The sequence below is a fragment of the Soehngenia longivitae genome, from assembly GCF_004684055.1.
Lineage (GTDB): Bacteria > Bacillota > Clostridia > Tissierellales > Tissierellaceae > Soehngenia > Soehngenia longivitae.
Genome location: NZ_SRIB01000004.1, coordinates 1 through 19,494, shown reverse-complemented (window position 1 = coordinate 19,494; position 19,494 = coordinate 1). Strand labels below are relative to the sequence as shown.

Annotated in this window: 22 protein-coding genes; 21 read left to right on the top strand and 1 reads right to left on the bottom strand. The window is 31.0% G+C overall.

Features of this window, described 5'->3' with window-relative positions; all coding sequences use genetic code 11:
* Window positions 1-31: 31 nt before the first annotated feature.
* The 21 genes from E4100_RS03805 (at window position 32) to E4100_RS03705 (ending at window position 18,347) form a co-directional block, all read left to right on the top strand.
* Window positions 32-307: an IreB family regulatory phosphoprotein gene (locus tag E4100_RS03805; RefSeq protein WP_135270720.1), complete on the top strand. Its 276-nt coding sequence runs from the start codon at window positions 32-34 to the stop codon at window positions 305-307.
* Window positions 308-370: 63 nt separating this feature from the next.
* Window positions 371-1,318 carry an aldo/keto reductase gene (locus E4100_RS03800; protein ID WP_135270719.1) on the top strand — a complete coding sequence of 316 codons (948 nt, stop codon included), beginning with the start codon at window positions 371-373 and terminating at the stop codon, window positions 1,316-1,318.
* 8 nt (window positions 1,319-1,326) lie between these two features.
* Complete coding sequence (gene ruvX / locus E4100_RS03795; protein ID WP_135270718.1) at window positions 1,327-1,737, top strand: Holliday junction resolvase RuvX; 411 nt, start codon at window positions 1,327-1,329, stop codon at window positions 1,735-1,737.
* A 10-nt stretch (window positions 1,738-1,747) separates the two neighbouring features.
* Window positions 1,748-1,996: a DUF1292 domain-containing protein gene (locus E4100_RS03790; RefSeq protein ID WP_135270717.1), complete on the top strand. Its 249-nt coding sequence runs from the start codon at window positions 1,748-1,750 to the stop codon at window positions 1,994-1,996.
* A 14-nt stretch (window positions 1,997-2,010) separates the two neighbouring features.
* On the top strand, window positions 2,011-2,457 hold the full coding sequence (locus E4100_RS03785; protein ID WP_425596611.1) for a Fur family transcriptional regulator: 447 nt from the start codon (window positions 2,011-2,013) through the stop codon (window positions 2,455-2,457).
* 17 nt (window positions 2,458-2,474) lie between these two features.
* Window positions 2,475-4,136 carry a ribonuclease J gene (locus tag E4100_RS03780; RefSeq protein ID WP_135270716.1) on the top strand — a complete coding sequence of 554 codons (1,662 nt, stop codon included), beginning with the start codon at window positions 2,475-2,477 and terminating at the stop codon, window positions 4,134-4,136.
* 6 nt (window positions 4,137-4,142) lie between these two features.
* The gene (locus E4100_RS03775; RefSeq protein WP_135270715.1) at window positions 4,143-4,430 is read left to right on the top strand and encodes a LysO family transporter; all 288 of its coding nucleotides are present in this window, start codon (window positions 4,143-4,145) and stop codon (window positions 4,428-4,430) included.
* Entirely contained in the window at window positions 4,427-5,020 is a 594-nt protein-coding gene (locus E4100_RS03770) for a LysO family transporter (RefSeq protein ID WP_135270714.1), read from the top strand. The genes E4100_RS03775 and E4100_RS03770 overlap by 4 nt, the downstream gene beginning before the upstream one ends.
* Before the next feature lie 12 nt (window positions 5,021-5,032).
* Window positions 5,033-5,530, top strand: coding sequence for a QueT transporter family protein (locus E4100_RS03765; RefSeq protein ID WP_135270713.1), 498 nt, complete (start codon window positions 5,033-5,035; stop codon window positions 5,528-5,530).
* Window positions 5,531-5,534: 4 nt separating this feature from the next.
* Window positions 5,535-6,182 carry an O-methyltransferase gene (locus E4100_RS03760; protein WP_135270712.1) on the top strand — a complete coding sequence of 216 codons (648 nt, stop codon included), beginning with the start codon at window positions 5,535-5,537 and terminating at the stop codon, window positions 6,180-6,182.
* A gap of 2 nt (window positions 6,183-6,184) precedes the next feature.
* Complete coding sequence (locus tag E4100_RS03755; RefSeq protein WP_135270711.1) at window positions 6,185-7,420, top strand: peptidase U32 family protein; 1,236 nt, start codon at window positions 6,185-6,187, stop codon at window positions 7,418-7,420.
* The gene (gene udk, locus E4100_RS03750) at window positions 7,417-8,043 is read left to right on the top strand and encodes a uridine kinase (RefSeq protein WP_135270710.1); all 627 of its coding nucleotides are present in this window, start codon (window positions 7,417-7,419) and stop codon (window positions 8,041-8,043) included. The genes E4100_RS03755 and udk overlap by 4 nt, the downstream gene beginning before the upstream one ends.
* Before the next feature lie 166 nt (window positions 8,044-8,209).
* Window positions 8,210-8,632, top strand: coding sequence for a hypothetical protein (locus tag E4100_RS03745; protein ID WP_135270709.1), 423 nt, complete (start codon window positions 8,210-8,212; stop codon window positions 8,630-8,632).
* A gap of 15 nt (window positions 8,633-8,647) precedes the next feature.
* Window positions 8,648-10,171: a prepilin-type N-terminal cleavage/methylation domain-containing protein gene (locus tag E4100_RS03740; protein WP_167792067.1), complete on the top strand. Its 1,524-nt coding sequence runs from the start codon at window positions 8,648-8,650 to the stop codon at window positions 10,169-10,171.
* An 11-nt stretch (window positions 10,172-10,182) separates the two neighbouring features.
* Window positions 10,183-11,331, top strand: coding sequence for a type II secretion system protein (locus E4100_RS03735; protein WP_135270707.1), 1,149 nt, complete (start codon window positions 10,183-10,185; stop codon window positions 11,329-11,331).
* A gap of 13 nt (window positions 11,332-11,344) precedes the next feature.
* A complete protein-coding gene (locus E4100_RS03730) occupies window positions 11,345-13,030 on the top strand; it encodes a GspE/PulE family protein (RefSeq protein WP_135270706.1) in 1,686 nt (561 codons plus the stop codon).
* A 10-nt stretch (window positions 13,031-13,040) separates the two neighbouring features.
* Window positions 13,041-14,090 carry a type IV pilus twitching motility protein PilT gene (locus E4100_RS03725; protein ID WP_135270705.1) on the top strand — a complete coding sequence of 350 codons (1,050 nt, stop codon included), beginning with the start codon at window positions 13,041-13,043 and terminating at the stop codon, window positions 14,088-14,090.
* Window positions 14,091-14,102: 12 nt separating this feature from the next.
* On the top strand, window positions 14,103-15,302 hold the full coding sequence (locus tag E4100_RS03720; RefSeq protein WP_135270704.1) for a type II secretion system F family protein: 1,200 nt from the start codon (window positions 14,103-14,105) through the stop codon (window positions 15,300-15,302).
* A 44-nt stretch (window positions 15,303-15,346) separates the two neighbouring features.
* Window positions 15,347-15,694, top strand: a complete 348-nt coding sequence (locus E4100_RS09520) for a competence type IV pilus major pilin ComGC (RefSeq protein ID WP_135270703.1) — start codon at window positions 15,347-15,349, stop codon at window positions 15,692-15,694.
* A gap of 126 nt (window positions 15,695-15,820) precedes the next feature.
* Window positions 15,821-17,575 (top strand): O-antigen ligase family protein, encoded by a 1,755-nt coding sequence (locus tag E4100_RS03710; RefSeq protein ID WP_167792066.1) that lies wholly within the window; start codon window positions 15,821-15,823, stop codon window positions 17,573-17,575.
* Window positions 17,576-17,588: 13 nt separating this feature from the next.
* Window positions 17,589-18,347: a prepilin peptidase gene (locus E4100_RS03705; protein ID WP_135270701.1), complete on the top strand. Its 759-nt coding sequence runs from the start codon at window positions 17,589-17,591 to the stop codon at window positions 18,345-18,347.
* 195 nt (window positions 18,348-18,542) lie between these two features.
* On the opposite strand, the gene E4100_RS03700 is transcribed toward E4100_RS03705, so the two are convergent.
* A partial coding sequence (locus E4100_RS03700) for a transposase (protein WP_209315256.1) occupies window positions 18,543-19,494 on the bottom strand: 952 nt, incomplete at its 5' end.

The following is a 19,494-nucleotide window of genomic DNA, read 5'->3' as shown; positions in this document are numbered from 1 at the left end:
ATATGGTATAATAAATAAAAGGGGTGGTAACGTGGATAGGGAAAAAGATAGTAAACTTAATGAAACTGTTAAATTTGAAGCTACAAAAGATAATCCTGTAGAACCAAGAGAAATTCTTTTGTCAGTCTTCAAATCACTAGAAGAAAAAGGGTACAATCCTATCAATCAAATTATAGGATATATCCTATCCGGAGATCCTACCTATATTACAAGTCACAATAATGCGAGAAATCTAATTAGAAAGATAGAAAGAGATGAGCTTTTAGAAGAGATTCTAAGAGCATATTTGGAAACTAATAGAGACTAGTTTTGAGTATAGATGGATGGCTTAAGCTATCCATCTATTTATGTAAATAGTGAGGGGACTAAATTGGACAAAATTCAATTAGGAAATACAGGGATAACTGTTTCTAAAATATGCTTTGGTTCTTTAACTATGACACCCTTTCAGGCAAATTTATCTGTTGAAAAAGGTGCTTATCTGATAAAATATGCTTATGAGAAGGGTATAAATTTCTTAGATACTGCAGAAATTTATGATAATTATAGTTATATAAGAGAAGGAATAAATGGCATTAGCAGAGAAAAATATGTTTTATCAACAAAATCTTATGCTTATACGAAAGAACTAGCACAAAAAAGTTTAGAAAAAGCGTTAAGAGAAATTGGAACTGATTATATTGATATTTTTTTATTGCATGAACAAGAAAGTGAATATACAGTTAAAGGTCATTATGAAGCTATAGAATATTTTTTAAAAGCTAAAGATCAAGGTAAAATAAGAGCGATTGGTATTTCTACTCATAGAGTTGCTGGCGCTAAGGCGCTATTAAAATACAAAGAACTTGATATTATTCATCCATTGGTAAATATGGCAGGCATAGGAATTCACGATGGCACTGTTTTTGATATGTTAAATGTATTAGAGCAATTATATAACATGGGTAAAGGTATATATAGTATGAAAGCACTGGGTGGAGGGCACTTGATTAATAGATCCAGAGAAGCTATCAATTTTGTAAAAAACATACCCTTCATTCATTCTATTGCAATTGGCATGCAATCTTGTGACGAAATAGATGCAAATATTCAGTTAATTGATAATAATGAAATTGATATAAACATAGAAAACAACATAAGAAAAAAGAATAGAAGATTGATTGTAGCTGATTATTGTATAGCATGTGGAAGATGTGTGGAAAGATGTAAGCAAAATGGAATAGAGATAATTGACGGCAAAGCCACACCAAATAGCAACTGTATATTATGTGGTTATTGTGCTACCGTATGTCCAGAATTTTGTATAAAAGTGATTTAGGTGATTAAATGGAGAGAATTATTGGATTAGATGTTGGCGAAAAAAGAATTGGAGTTGCTTTAAGCGATCTTTTGGGACTAACAGCACAAGGGTTAATAACTATTGATCGAGTAGGCAAAAAGAAAGACTTTGATGAAATAGGGAAAATAATAGAAGAATACAATATTAAAAAAGTGGTAGTTGGATTGCCTCTTAATATGGACGGTAGTATGGGTGAATCTTGTGAAAAAGTTAAAAAATTTGCTGAAAAAGTTAAAAACAAATTTAATGTCGAGATTATATATGTTGATGAAAGACTATCAACAGTTTCAGCTACAAGAGTCTTACTGGAAGCTAATGTTAGAAGAGGAAATAGAAAACATGTAGTAGATAAGGTTGCTGCATCGTATATACTACAAAGCTATTTAGATAGAAAATAAGGAGGAAAACATGCAACAAAAAGCTGTATTTTACGATGAATTAGGAAATGAAATGGAGTTTTTAATAAAAGCAAAATTCAGTATAGATGATACAGATTATCTAGTATTGTTACCAAGCGAAGATATTGAATCACCAACATATATATTAAAGATAGACATAGATGAAAATGGGGATGAAATACTCGTGGGTATTGATGATGAAGAACTAGAAGAAGCAAAAGAAGTGTATGAAGAGTTGATGAAAGAACAACTGCAATAGGTGGTGTGGTTAAAGTGGAAAGTAAAATTGAAAAGTATCTTTATATGTTGCAGCAGAAAGGGTACAAGTCTACTAACCAAAGGGAAGAAATATTGAATATTTTATTTGAAAATAAAAATGAACATTTAAGTTGCGAAGATGTGCATAAAATAATATCCAAAGAGAAAAAAGACATTGGGATTGCAACAGTATATAGAACATTGCAGTTGTTTGAAAAATTAGGCATAGTATATAAGATCAATTTTGATGATGGGGTAACAAGATATGAATTAAATACCGAGGCCGAAAATCATCACCACCATCATTTGATATGTACGCAATGCGGGAAAGTAACAGAAGTAAAATTAGATTTATTGGAATCGCTTGAACACGAAATTGAGATTGAAGAAGGTTTTGTAGTAAGTGATCACGATGCTAAATTTTACGGAATTTGTAAAGAATGTAAAAATAAAGAAAAATAAAAATTGGGAGTGATATAGTGGCAAAAGAAAACAAATTAAAAATCATTCCCTTAGGAGGACTAGGGGAAATAGGCAAGAACATGACTGTACACGAATATAAGGATAGTATAGTCATAGTTGACTGCGGAATGACATTTCCAGGAGACGAAATGCTTGGAGTTGATGTCGTTATACCAGATGTAACTTATTTGATGAAAAATAAAGACAAAATCAAAGGGTTACTTCTAACACATGGGCACGAAGATCATATAGGAGCAATTCCATATGTCTTAAAGAAGATTGATATGCCTATTTATGGAACAAAATTGACTATAGGACTATTGCAAAACAAACTTAAAGAGCATAATTTAGAGAATGCTAATCTAAATGTCGTAAAACATGGAGATAAATTTAAATTAGGACATTTTGAAGTTGAATTTATCAGGACAACACACAGCATACCTGATTCTGCTGCAATAGCATTAACTTCGCCAATAGGAACTGTAATTCAAACTGGAGACTTTAAGGTTGATTTTACTCCTATTTCAGGGGATGTAATGGATTTAAATAGATTTGCTGAATTAGGAAATAAAGGAGTATTAGCATTGTTGTCCGATTCAACAAATGTAATTAGACCAGGTTATACTTTAAGCGAGAGAACTGTAGGGGAGACATTTAGAGATCTATTTTATAAAGCTGAAGGTAGGATAATTGTTGCAACTTTTGCGTCAAACATTTACAGAATACAGCAGATAATTGATGCAGCTGAATTAAATGATCGTAAAGTTGTTATTTCTGGAAGGTCTATGGTAAATAACATAAATGTTGCAAATGAGCTTGGATATTTAAGAGTTAACCCTGAGACGTTGATAGAAATAAATGATATGAATAAGTATAATAAGAAAGAAATAGTAATTATAACAACTGGGAGCCAAGGCGAACCAATGAGCGCTTTAACTAGAATAGCAAACAATGAGCATAGGAAAATTGAGCTTATGTCAGATGATATGGTCATCATATCAGCTACACCAATTCCAGGAAATGAAATTACTGTTTCTAAGGTAATAAACAAATTGTTGGAAAAAGGTACAAATGTTATCTATGAAGCATTAGCTGATATACATGTATCTGGTCATGCTTGTCAAGAAGAATTAAAGTTAATTCATACCTTAGTAAAACCAAAGTATTTTATACCAGTTCATGGGGAAACAAGACATCTAAGACATCATGCGGATATTAGCTATCAGTTAGGTACACCTAGAGAAAATATATTCATATTAGAAAATGGGCAAAGCCTTGAATTTACAAGAGATAGTGCTAATCTCGGGCAAATGGTACAAGCTGGTAATATCTTAGTAGATGGTTTAGGCGTTGGAGATGTCGGTAATATTGTATTGAGAGATAGGAAACACTTATCTGAAGATGGCTTGATTGTTGTAGTAGTAACTATTAACAAACAAACAGGTGCAGTTGAATCAGGACCGGATATAGTCTCTAGAGGGTTTGTATATGTAAGAGAATCTGAGGAATTAATGGAAGAAGTTAGAAAAATTGTAAAGCAGACATTGGATACTTGTGAAGCAAAGAAAATTTCTGATTGGTCAACAATAAAATCTAATATTAGAGATGATTTAAGGACATATTTGTATACAACACTCAAGAGAAATCCGATGATATTGCCAATAATTATGGAGGTTTAAAGCAATATGACTACTAGGCTTCTTATGTATCTGGGGATAATTGTATTAGGTGGCTTAATAGGTGCAAAAGTAAAATTAAAAGAAAAATTTATAAAGAGATTAGGCAGTCTACAAACTGCCTGTCTACTTTTTTTACTTTTCATCATGGGTGTAAAAATAGGATTGGATGATAAAGTAATCAATTCATTCTTATCAATAGGCTTAAATGCTCTTATCATGAGCATATTTACAGTTGGATTCAGTGTCATTTTCGTATACATTATAAACAAATTATTTTTAGGAGGTAAGGAATGACTCTTAAAATTGTAATAACTGTTATAATTGGAATTATCTCAGGGTACTTTTTATTGCCTCAAAATATTTTAAATTATGCAGACTACATAATAGATTTTGGATTAATGCTACTCTTGTTTTTTGTTGGAATAGATATTGGATTAAACAAGTCTGTATTTAGCAGAATTAAAGCAAAAGGTATTCGAATACTATTAGTACCATTTGCGATAATATCAGGAAGTATATTAGGTTCTGCCATAGCAGGAATAATACTTAAATTACCATTTAATGAAGCTGGAGCAATTGGGGCAGGGCTTGGTTGGTACTCATTATCCTCAATACTTATAGCTAGTTATTCTAATGAACTTTCTGCATTAGCTTTTATATCAAATGTTATTAGAGAGTTAATTGCGATTACTACTATACCTTTAGTAGCAAAGAAAATAGGATTTATAGAGGCAATAGCACCTGCTGGCGCGACAGCTATGGATACTAGCTTGCCGATTATTTCTAAATCAACTGATTCTGAAGTTGCGTTGATAGCTTTTATCACTGGTGCGGTTTGCACATTTGCAGTACCTATCTTAGTACCATTTATACTTAATTTATAAGGAGCAAACAATATGAAGATGGATATAAAATATTTGACAAAAGCCAGTTTAATAGCAGCTATATACATTGTTCTCATAATTATTCAAGCATTGCCTTTCCCAATTTTAAATTTAACTTATGGGCCAGTACAACTTCGCATTGCTGAAGGGCTTGCACTATTACCTTTTGTTGAATCTGCTGCAGTGCCTGGGCTATTCGTAGGAGTACTACTTTCGAATGTTATTCTTGCTCCTTATTCAGGTTTCGGATTAGTTGATATTATAGGAGGGTCTTTAGTAACGTTAATATCTGCTTATCTCACATCAAAAGCAAAAAATAAAGTATTGGCAATTTCATATCCTGTAATTTTAAACGGATTAATAGTATCAATTTGGGTTTCATTTTTTACTAAGATACCATATTTATATACTGTTTTAGGAATAAGTTTAGGGGAATTAGCCTCTCTTTTAATATTTGGAAATATCATACTTTATGTTTACGAAAAAGCTTCAATATATAAGGAATGGTAAAGCGATGTCTTATATAATAAATGATAAAGTTATTAATTATATTCAAAGTTTATACTCTGAAGAATCAAAATTCTTAAATGAATTGAGAACATATGCTAATATCAACAAAATTCCCATTCTACAAAAAGAGACTGCTCAATTATTAAAAGTATTATTAAAGATGATTAAACCTAAAGAAATACTTGAAATTGGTACTGCTATTGGTTATTCATCTATTTTGATGGCTCATAGTTTAAATTTACAATGTAAGATAACAACCATTGAGTTAGATCCACTGCTAGTTGATATTGCAATAAATAACATCAATAATGCTAATTTATCAAATAATATTCAAGTGATAGAAGGGGATGCGATTTCAGTATTGCCACTATTGACTAAAAAATATGATTTAATTTTCATAGATGCAAATAAATCTAGATATAAAGAGTATTTTGATATGGGAAAAGACATGCTAAATAATGGTGGTGTGATCATATCAGATAATGTACTGTACAAGGGTATGACGGCTGTTGATGATTCTATTCACAGAAGAAAGAGAACAATCGTGAAAAATATGAGAAATTATTTAGAATATATAACTACGATAGATGGCTACATAACTTCTATAATACCTATAGGAGATGGGGTAGCATTAACATATAAGGGGGATTGAGTTTGGATAGAGTTGAATTGTTGGCTCCAGCAGGTGACCTAGAGAAATTAAAGATGGCTATCATATATGGTGCAGATGCTGTTTATTTAGGTGGGGAGGCATTTGGACTGAGAAAAGCTTCTAAAAATTTCACATTAGAAGATATAAAAAAAGCTGTTGAATTTGCACATGAACTAGATAAAAAAGTCTATGTGACATTAAATATAGTACCACACGATGAAGATTTAAAAGGATTAGACGAATATGTAAAGAGTATTAATGATATTGGCATAGATGCTGTTATTGTTTCAGACCCTGGCATTTTTAATATCGTCAGAAGTGTGGCTAAAGATTTACCAATACATTTAAGCACTCAAGCGAGTGTTACAAATTTTGAAACTATTATGTTTTGGTATAATCTCGGAATCAAAAGAATTGTACTAGCAAGAGAATTGACGCTAGATGAAATAAGAGCTATATCAAAAAAAGCTCCTAATGATTTAGAATTGGAAACATTTGTTCATGGAGCAATGTGCATGAGCTATTCTGGAAGATGTTTATTGAGCAGTTACATGACAGGTAGAGATGCAAACAGGGGAGATTGTGCTCAACCATGTAGATATAAATACAATGTTGTAGAAGAGAAAAGACCTGGAGAATATTTCCCGATAGAAGAACATGAAGAAGGCACCTTTATATTTAATTCAAAAGATTTATGTATGATTGATCATATTGATGAATTGATAGAAGCTGGTATAAAGAGTTTTAAAATCGAAGGACGAGTAAAAAGTCCATATTACGTAGCAACCGTAGTAGGAGCATACCGCAAGGCTATAGATGACTATTATAAAGACCCGCTTAATTATAAATTCGACATAAAACTACTTGAAGAATTGAGAAAAGTAAGCCACAGAGATTTTACAACTGGATTTTTCTATAATGAAGCAAAAACTAATGCACAAGTATTTACGACAAATTCATATATTCGAAAATATGATTTTGTAGGGATGATTTTAGATTATGATGAAAGTACGCAAATTGCAACAATAGAACAAAGAAACAGAATTAAAGTAGGAGATGTCTTAGAAATATTCGGACCAGATATGAATTATTTTGAATTTAAGATAGAAAACATGTGGAATGAAGAAGATGAGCCTATAGAATCTGCACCTCATGCTCAACAACTAATTAAAATGAAGATTTATAATCAAGTTAAACCTTTTTATTTGATTCGAAAGAAAAGAGATGATGATAAATGAAAAACCCTATAATCATTGGAATAGCTGGAGGTACAGGCTCTGGTAAATCTACAGTAACAAATGAAATTTACAAATCTATCACCGATAAAAATGTCGCAGTAATTGAACAAGATTCGTATTACAAAGATCAAAGTGATTTAAGTTTTGAAGAGAGAGTAAAGACCAATTATGATCATCCGTTTGCATTTGACAATCAGCTTTTAATAAATCACTTAAGAAAATTAATGAATTGGGAGCCGATTGAAAAACCAATTTATGACTTTGAAAATCACAACCGCAAAAAAGAAACGATATTGGTAGAACCAAAAGATATAATCATATTAGAAGGTATATTGATATTATACGATGAAGAATTAAGAAATATGATGGATATAAAAATTTTCGTTGATACAGATGCTGATGTGCGTGTGATAAGAAGGATTAATCGAGATATCAATTATAGAGGAAGGACACTTGAATCGGTAATAAATCAATATATGAATACTGTAAGACCAGCTCATTTGCAGTTTGTAGAACCCACAAAGAGATATGCTGACATTATTATTCCTGAGGGCGGGTACAATAGAGTAGCTATAGATATAATCGTGACAAAAGTTAATGACATAATCAGGCAAAAATTTTAGCAGGGCAACCTGCTTTTTTTGTTGCAAATAATGCTTTAAAGTGGTAAAATAAAAATAGGATAGACTACTTATATTTATTGTTATAGTAAAAATTTATTGAATATTTTTTCAATACAGAGTATTATAATAATTAATATTATATTAAGTTATTTAAAGGAGCATTTTTATGAGAAAAAGAAAAGGAAGTTTTCTAGTTTTCTCTCTATTAATATTTACTATATTAATACTTTTCATGTCAGTGGTTTTACATTTGTTGAATACAAACAATCAACAAATTAAATTGCAGGAACAAAAGATGGAAGCTTACTATCTAGCTTATTCAGGAGCCGAGTTAGCAAAAGAAGCACTTTTTAAAGACAACAATGAGTTATTTAATAATATTAGATCTGACAAAATTGAATTTTATGATGAAGAGTTAATATTAGATAATGGAAAAATTGAAATAATAGCAGAGCAATCTAATAATGAAAATTACCCTGATTGGATAGAAATAAAGTCAACTTCTACTTTGAATGATACAGATATTACATACACTAGGATTTTATACATTAATCCTGTAGATCCTGGAGAACAAGTTTGGGTTAATTAGATGGGAGCTGATAAAATGAAAAATAGAAAGGCTGTCACATTAATTGAATTGATACTTGTATTAGCTATAATCGGTCTCGTAGTGCCTACAGCGACAAGTATGCTTTTGCTTGGACAAAAGGCGGAAAGTATGACTTTAGAAGAATTTGACATACAATCTGATATTAGAGTTGCAGCAACGGTTTTAAATAACACTATTAGAGATGCAGGAGGAGTATTTATCCTTCACAGAGACAATGCAAATAAACTTACCGAAGAATGGAATTATATTATGCTAAACGACACAAAAGATAAGTTAGTTGAATGGAGATGGGATAGTTCAACTAATACACATAAGCAAGTAGAACTATTGAGTGTTGACGATGGCTCTACATTGGATATAGTATATAATAAAAATTCCAAACCTAATGAAGACAATGTATTAGAATTCACTTTAACTGTAAAAAATCCAGAAAAAGGTGATAGAAGTATTAATTCTGGATTAGAGAGCATGAACTCTCTTCAAGTTGTTGACAGAGCTTATGGGAAAGTTGCTAATACATTAGCATACAGGAATGACAAAAAACTAACAGAAGTTTCTAATTCACAGGCAGTAGTTAGTATGGTGTTAGATACTTCTGGAAGTATGGCGTATACACTAAGCGGCAGCTGGACCAATGATTATAACAGCAAAAGGATAAGTATAATGAAAACTAAGGCCATAGAACTTGTGAATGAGTTTTCTAGTAATCCTAATATCTACCTGAGTCTAGTACCTTTTAATACCACTGCTAATGAGGCAGGAGAAATGTTAAATGTAAAAGCAAATTTAGATGCAAATAAAGATGAAGTAACATATAATTTTATTGATACTATTAATGGCCTAACTGCAGAAGGTGGAACAAACACTGGAGATGGGATAAGGAGAGGTTATTACAGAATAACAGAATTCAATGAACGAAAAGAAAACAGAAATAAAACGAATAAAAATTTTATGATAATTTTGGTTGATGGAGTCACAACATTTGCAAGTGCAACAGAATATTATTGGCATACTATTTATTTTAATAGTTATCAAGGGCAAACAACAATTTATGAAGGGAGAATATATGATTATATAGGATGGGATTATCAGGATCGTAAATATTTTTATTATTATAATAGAACTGGCACATCATATTTTACTGGGGATGGTAATGTTAATTCTAATGTAAAGGAGTATAGAGATATAGATATAATTTCGTATCCAAATGGCATTATAATAGGAAACGGCTCATATCTTGATACTTATGGTACAGAATACGTTAAAAAGATTGGTGAACTGGTAAAATCATATAAATATGGAACAAATGAAGCTATAAATGTTTTTGTCATTGGGTTTTCTAATGTACGATCAGATTATGGGAGCTTAAAAGATATCGCAATAGCCACAGGAGCAAAAAGTAATCTGCCTAATCAGCCATATTATATAGCTGACAGTAGTGATGCATTAGAAGAAATTTTTGCATCTATTAAAAGGCAAATATCTGATTCACTTTGGCACATCGGAGGACCTAATTAGGAGGTACCATTATGAAGGGGAAAGGTTATACGCTAATAGAATTAATTTTATCTATAGCTCTATTGGGTTTAATAGCAACGTATTTTATTACATCAATTTCTTTTGGTTATAAAAATATAGTAAACATGGAAGATAGAACTATAAACATGTATACTGTACAACAAAATATGGAGAATACAATTAAAGAAAAGAAAAAATTAGAACCTACAGATCCACAAAAAAATTTTGAAATATTTGATAAGACTATTTCAGCACATGAGATCAAATTGACTACAAGTAACAATAACGAAATTATTGCATATATACCAAAAGAAACAATAAATTACAATATCCCAGTATTATCTTCTGATCCTGTTATTAAAATTAATGAAATTGATACTGATAAACCATATAGTCCTCAGCCATTATTTGTGGATGTTTTAGATTTTAATTGGGAATTGTTTGTGGCAGAAGTTCCAGTTACAGACTCAACAAAGCCTGATCATTTGATGAGTGTGTACAGATGGTATATTTCAGATGAAATTCAATACAGTCCTGATATTGATCCTGGGGACGACCTGAAAAGATACTTTGCAATTAAAGAATGGAATGAAGCTAAAAAACAACTGCCATATGCTGAATCTGAAGGCTTATCTTTCATACCAAATATAAAAGCTAATTACAACAGATTAAGTGCTAGGGAATTAAAAACTAATTTAGGGTTAAGTGATAAAGAGTTAATAGATAGATTTGGTAATAGGTATTTCAGATATGGAATTACTCCATACTCTATTGCTGGGAGAATTGGAGAAGAGAAAATTAGTAATTATGTTTATGTGACGAAACCAATAATTGTTGAATCTGCAACATTTGATATGGATAAAACAATAGAGATTACATTTAACCAAGAAGTAAGGTCTCCAGATATATCTGAAATTAAGTTAAACGGAGTTTTCGCTAATTGGTATAATAATAGGTATTATGATAATAATATTAAAAAGGTAAAAATTGATGATGCAGATAAAAAGAAATTAATTATCACTTTAAATAACAAACGTAATAACATAACATTACCTATTGGTGGTAATTCTTTACAGAAGGGTGCTGTACAATCAATATCATTTGGTGAGATTTCAATATATAATGGTGAAGATGGTACGTTTGAAATAACTAATAAATAGAAAGAGGACAAAAATGCAAAAAAATACTTTAAAAATAGGTGAAATATTACTTTACTCTGGTAAAATAAGTAAATCACAATTAATGGAAGCTCTAGAAGAGCAAAAAAGTACTAATAAAAAACTTGGTGAGATTTTATTAGATAAAGGATGGGTAGATGCTGATGATATATTACAAGTTTTAGAGATGCAGCTAGGATTTCCCAAAATAGATTTAGCAAAATATCCAATAAACAGTGATATCAGTAAACTTTTACCTGAATCGGTAATGAGAAAACATAAGGTTCTGCCTATAGACATTAGAGATAACAAAATTGTATTAGCTATGGAAGATCCGCTTAATTTTTACGCAATTGATGATGTACGATTATATACCAAGAAGGAAATAGAACCAGTATTGGCCACTGGTAATGAAATTGAAGAATTAATCAATAAACTATATTCTAGAGTTGTTTCTCAGAATATAATCGATGGCTTTAATGAAGATAATAATTTAGAATTTAAAGAAGAAGAGAGTTTAGATGAAGAACAAGCAGAAGTAGCTTCTGCTCCAATTGTTAGACTAATTAACACAATAATAGAACAAGCCATAAGACAAAACGCTTCAGATATTCATATTGAACCAAGCTCTGATGACATAAGAGTAAGATTAAGGGTTGACGGTGATTTGCATGAAATTATGAAATTACCTAAAACAAGCTTCTCAGCTTTAATAACTAGGGTAAAAATAATCGGAAGAATGAACATAGCCGAAAGACGAATTCCGCAAGATGGAAGAGTTGAAACCAAAATAAATAATAAAGAAATCGATATGAGAATATCAACTTTGCCAACAATATATGGCGAAAAAATAGTAATACGAATTTTAGATAAATCAAGTTTTAATTTTTCCAAAGAGGGATTAGGTTTAAGTGAGCATAATCTTAAGATGTTTGATGATATTCTAAGACAGCCATATGGTATGTTACTTGTTACTGGGCCAACAGGCAGTGGAAAAACAACTACTTTATATACAGTATTAAGAGAATTGAATCAAATTGAAAAAAATATAATAACTGTAGAAGATCCAGTTGAATATAAACTAAGTGGGATAAATCAAGTTCAAGTAAATGTTAAATCTGGACTCACGTTCGCATCAGGGTTAAGATCAATATTAAGACAGGATCCAGACATCATAATGGTTGGAGAAATACGTGACAACGAAACGGCTGAAATTGCGGTAAGAGCTGCCATAACAGGGCATCTAGTACTTTCGACATTACACACAAATGATAGCCCTTCTACCATAGCTAGGCTAATAGATATGGGTATAGAACCATATATTGTTTCTTCTGCTGTTATAGGTGTTGTTTCTCAAAGGTTAGTAAAATTATTGTGTCCAATATGTAAAGAAAGTTATATAGCTAGCGAAACTCAGAAAAAAATGCTAAATTTAGATTTAAATAAAGAAGTTATTTTACACAAAGCAGTAGGTTGCAATTCCTGCAATAAAGGATATAAAGGGAGAGCCGCAGTTCACGAAATTATGCCGATTAATGAAGAGATAAGAAGACTTATAGACTCTAACGTTACAACTGATGAAATAAGAGAAAAAGCAGTAGCTAACGGTATGACCACTTTATTAGAATCAGCAACAGATATTGCTATAAAAGGATTGACTAGTTATGAGGAAGTAATGAAAGTAGGGTTTACTTTAGGTTAGAGGTGATATAGTGGAAATAGAAGAAATTGTGTTAGAAGGGATACAAAGGAAAGCATCAGATATTCATATAACAGTAGGGATACCTCCTACTTTTAGAATTGATGGAGAACTAGTTAGTTTTGGGAATAAAAAATTGTATCCGGAAGATACTGAATATCTAGTTAAGCAGACAATGAATGAATTACAGTTTGAGAAGTTTATTGAGACAGGGGAATATGATTTTTCTTATTCGATCCAAGGCATGAGTAGATTTAGAGTTAATGCATATAAACAAAGAGGGAGCTTTGGAATGGCGTTAAGAATAATCCCATACGATATCCCAACAATGCAATTTCTTGGATTACCAAGTGTAATAGAGGAATTGACAGAATTAAACAGAGGACTTATACTAGTAACAGGACCAACAGGCAGTGGGAAATCAACCACTCTAGCAACCATGATAGATAAGATTAATAGTAATAGAAGATGCCATATAATTACTTTAGAAGATCCTATTGAATATTTACATAAACACGATAAATCAATTATCAATCAAAGAGAGATTGGGACAGACACAAAGAGCTTTGCTAACGCACTTAGGGGAGCATTGAGAGAAGATCCTGATGTAATACTAGTCGGAGAAATGAGAGATTTAGATACTATTTCTATAGCTATTACAGCTGCAGAAACAGGACATTTAGTATTATCTACTTTGCATACAATAGGTGCACCACAGACCATTGATAGGATTATCGATGTCTTTCCCCCTTATCAGCAACAACAGGTAAGAATACAGCTATCTTCAGTAATCCAAGCTATTATTACTCAACAATTGTTGCCTAAAGCTGATGGAAATGGTAGAATAGCAGCTTTCGAAGTGATGATCGCAACACCAGCTATTAGAAATTTAATTCGTGAATCCAAAGTTCATCAAATAGAAACAGCTATGTTGACAGGAACAAAAAACAAAATGCAAACGATGGATAATTCGCTGTTGCAATTATACAAAACTGGAAAGATTACAAAGGATATGGCCATATCAAGAGCAATTTCTCAAGAAGAGATTAAAAAATATTTGTAAAGGTGATTAGCCATGAAATTCAATTATATAGCGGTAACTAAGAGTGGATTTAGGGTAAATGGTTCTGTTGAGTCAACTAGTGAAAATGAAGTATTGAGAATGATAAAAAGCAATGGGTATTTACCTGTTTCAATAGAAAGAGATATTGAATCTGAAGCAAAATTTGAGATATTATCAAAAAAAGTTAAGAAGAAGGATCTTGCAGTTTTTTGTAGACAATTTTATACGATGTTAGATGCTGGGATTAATATTGTAAACTCATTAGATATATTGTCTGCTCAAACAGAAAATAAAACATTAAAAAAAGCTATAAGCGATGTAGCTGAAAATGTACAAAAAGGAGTTACTCTATCAGAGGCCATGAAAATGCATCCAAAAGTTTTTCCGACAATACTAATTAACATGGTAGAAGCTGGAGAAGTTAGTGGGAACTTAGACACGATACTTGAAAGAATGGCTGTTCACTTTGAAAAAGAAAATAAGACAGAAAACAAAGTTCGAAGTTCAATGGTTTACCCAATAGTCCTTATGATAGTTTCAGTAGTGGTAGTTATATTTATGTTGATATTTATATTACCAACTTTTGTAGGTATGTTTGAAGGTAGTGATACGCCATTGCCTTTACCAACACAAATACTCATAGGTTTGTCAGACTTTCTCCAATCCTATTGGTATATATTTATAGGTATAGTAGCTTTATTAGTCTTCGGCATAACTAGTTACATAAATTCAGAAAATGGCAGGAGACTATATGATGGAATTAAACTAAAGCTACCAATCATCAAAGGTACTACAGCAAAGATTGTGACATCTCGATTCACAAGAACATTGTCAACACTTATGTCATCAGGAATTCCACTATTAAGAAGTATGGAGGTGGTATCAAGGGTTGTAAATAACAAAGTCGTAGAAGATAAGCTCATATCTGGGATAGAAGACATAAGACGAGGGGTTCCATTATCCCGCATGATAAAAGATATTGAAATTTTCCCACCAATGGTAGACTCTATGGTTAAAATTGGGGAAGAATCAGGAGCACTTGACGACATATTATTAAAAACAGCTGATTTTTACGATGAAGAGGTAGATGTTGCATTGACAAGACTTACAAGCATGTTAGAACCTCTAATGATTGTATTTATGGCACTTATAATAGGATTTATTGTCATCGCAATGTATTTACCAATGTTTGAAGTAATAAACACTATTTAGGCAATACTATTTAAAATTATAAAAATTACAAAGGAGGAAGAAAAATGATTAATTACATTCAAAGAAAGAGAAACAAAAAAGGTTTTACCCTTATTGAGTTAGTTGTTGTTATTGCAATACTAGGAATTTTAGCAGCACTAGCTATACCAAGATTTACAGGGACGCAAAATAATGCTAAGGAACAAACACACAATGCTAATGTAAGAACTATAGAAAGCGCACTTGGTTTATATGCTGCAGAAAAAGGGCATTATACACAAAGTGTAGATGATTTAGTAAGAGCAGGTTATTTAAAAGAACCACCTGTATATCCATTAGGTACAGGTAACTATGATATTGAATATAATGCTGCAACGAAAAATTACTATGTAGTTCCTGAAATGATAAAATAAACTAATTTTCATATTATTATGATAAAACTACTATATCTCTACCTATCATTAACTTTAGTCCCAATATTCAATGCTGGGATGGATAATCAAATAGTAAACATCCTCCTAATCTTAGGATTAGGAGGTATGGTTTATTATATTTTCAGATATAAAGAAAAGATATACATAGAAAAAAAATCTCCGCTTTATTTTTATCTTTTCTTTATTGCTTTTGCAGCGTTAAGTTTTTTTTGGAGCGTATATAAACTTAGAACCATCATTGAATTATTTCAGTTAGTGTTTTATGGTTTAGTTTTATATTTGACTATAAATCTATCAAAAGAAGAGAAGATAAAGACTATAAAAATAGCCACATTGTTTGGGACTTTAATTGCATTATTAGGCATATTAGAGTATGTGTTTGTGAAACCACAACGTATAGTTTCTACTTTTTTCAACCCAAATCCTTTTGGAACATATTTAGTGATGCTGTTTTTATTCACACTAGGTTACTTCTTAAAGAACACAGATAAAAGGTTTGCCTTTTCTTCAGTTGTTTTTTTGATAGCATCGTTATTGAGTGGTTCAAGAGGGGCATTAATTGCATTATTTGTAGCATTGCCTTTTATTTTTTTAGACAGCAAAAAAAGTATTAAAGAAGATATTAGTAGGACACTTTTTATTCTGATAACTAGTTTTATCATTACAAGGGGATTAGTATATATCACTCCTATAGTTCAAGATAATTTAAATATAAACATTGATTTTTTGGATAATCTAATAAGAAAAGATTCACTTATCGGCACATCTTTTATTGGGAGGATTGAATTTTGGAAGTCTGGTTTAAGGGCATTTACTGAAAGGCCGATTTTAGGTTTCGGATTGGGCACATTTTTCTCTGCGTATTATGTGGGGTACGGGAACAATCAGTGGTATTCAAGATTTGCTCACAATCACTACATACAAACTTTAACAGAATTAGGAATCATTGGTCTAATTTTATTTTTATTATTTATAATATCTGTATTTTATTCATTATATGTAAATTATAAGAAAGAGCATGAATCATTCTTTATTGGTTCTGCTGCAGCTATTATAGCATTTTTTTCTCACATTTTTATAGAATTTAGCTGGAATTTTCCAGCTGTTACTATGACATTATTTTGGCTAATTGGTCTAAATTTATCAAGTGATAAATCAAAAGCAAATATTACTATAAAACCAACGGTTTCAAAAATAATTTCATCAATCCTTTTGATACTAGTTTTAGTGCATACAGTTTGTACAAATGCTTATAATATTGGGTTTAAATTCGAAGATAGAGGCGATGATTTAAAAGCTTTAAAAGTTTATCACGCCATTAATACAATATATCCTGTGAACCCCAATGGAATGCTTTTTGAAAGCAATATCTATGTGAAAGACTATAACGAATCATTAGATTTAGCTAAACTAGATAAAGGGATAGAATTAGCAAAGAAAGCAACTGATCTTGCCCCATTTGATGGGAAACTTCACACACATTTAGCTCAGCTATATTATTCAAAAGGCGATTATGATAATGCAAGAAGAGAATATGAATTGGGGAAAGAGTATGCTGCATATGTCATCTCTAGACACATTGAATTAGCTAGGTTTTATATAGCACAAGGAGAAACCGATAATGCAATAAATACTTTGATAGAAGCTACTAAACTTGAAAAATATCAAATAATGGCTCTGCCAGAGCCTGATAAGCACATTGGAGTAAGAGATGCAGTGAACACGCATATACTTCTTTATGACACTTATATAAAGTTTGGAAAAGAAGATCTAGCTAAAAAAGAAGCTGAGATAATTATTGATTATTACAATGAATATGAATACTTAAAAGACTATATAAATATTGAGGCTTTTAAATGACAAGGAGCAATAAATGAGTATTGTAATTTTTCTATTTGGATTAGCTATTGGTTCATTTACAAATGTTTTGATATATAGATTGCCCAGGGAAGAAAGCATAGTCTTTCCTGGGTCTCATTGCCCGAATTGTAATCACGAGTTAATGTGGTATGATAATATACCTCTTATTTCATACTTTTTTTTAAAAGGAAAATGCAGATACTGTAAAGAAAAAATAAGCATTAGATATCCATTATTGGAATTTTTTAACGGAATTATTTATTTATCTTTTTTTATAACATATGGATTTACTCTTGAGTTTATTTATTTATCTTTGCTTACATCTTTTTTAATTAGTATTACTATAATAGATCTCAAACACCAAATAATACCCGATGGTTTAGTTGTTAGTGTACTGGGATTAAATATATTGTATAAAATCGGTAATTACTTTATGTACGGGATTTCATTTGAATTTTTAGATAGCTTATTTGGACTACTCGCAGGGGCTGGTATTTTCTTACTCATTTTACTTATATCACGAGGTGGCATGGGAGGAGGAGACGTTACTTTAGTTGGAGCTTTAGGTTTTTCGCTTGGGTTGAAAAACACCATACTTATGATACTTTTATCTTTTATAATAGGAGCGGTCATTTCTATAATATTACTTGTTTTTAAAATTAAGTCGATGAAAGATCCTATTCCTTTTGGACCTTTTATTATAGTAGCTTTTTATTTATCATATTTTTTCTCTGACATAATCATTTCATTCTATTTTTCGTTATTTATATAGATTATTTACTTAGATAGTTGCAGAATACAAAATTAAAAATATATAGAGTTATCCACAGCTAAAATTAAAAATTCAATAGATTTTGCAATTAAACAATTAGTTAATTATAAACATTATACTTAAGCACAGAAAAAAAGGCATAGAAAACTAAAGGTTAAATTTAACCCTTTTAAAAATTCAATTTTTAATTTTAAATTAAGAAATCAAAGTTTTAATAGCAAGTGGCTTATCTGAATTACCACTTTTATATATTAGAATAAATGATATTAATTGAGAAATACATGCAAGCAATATATCTGATTTTAAAGAGACAGTATTTCTAACTTTAGAAGTGTTAATTTGAATAAAATTTTTAATCTGAGCAATTGATCTTTCACAAATAGTTCTAAGCCTATATAATTTTTGCCATTTGACACTATCACGAGGCATTGAAGTATTAAATCTGTAATTATGATGAACGGTAATGTTCTTAATCCTTCCACATTTTGAAGTGGTGCAAGGATCTTTGCAACTAAGTTCATATTCAAGTTTGCCATTACTATTAATCTTTTTTGACTTAGGGCATAAATATTTAATTCTATCAGCACGACCCTTTTCTCTACAAATACCATCATAAGTCATTGGTAAAGAAGGGTCATTAGGGCAAAGAGGAACACCAAATTCATTAAATCCAGGTTCAGGTAAACCTTGAGAATTACGAGGATTGAGGTTAATAATAGGCATGATATTTTTCTTGTAAAGGTAAGCATAATTATCATCAGCATCAAAACCGGAATCACCTAAAAAATAATTATAAGTAAAATTTGGATGTAACTGAAAAAAGGTTTCTAAAGACGGAATCAATGACTTTGCATCAAAAGAATTCTTCACATCCTGAGGCCTTAAATCTTCATAAAGATTGTTATCAGAATCATAGAAGTTAATATTTCTAACAAGACCAAGGGCATTAGTAGAGATACTACATTTTAAAAAGTAACCAAAATGCCCATTAAGATAAGTAAGCTTAGCATCGGGATTGGAAGAAGCAAACTTAGGCATTTGACTCTGAGCATATTTCTCAACATCAAAACCTGAATTAGGATTGGTACTAGCAAAGAACTTGGCATGAGATTTTGATTTTTTTAGTTGTGACTGATAAAACTTAGGA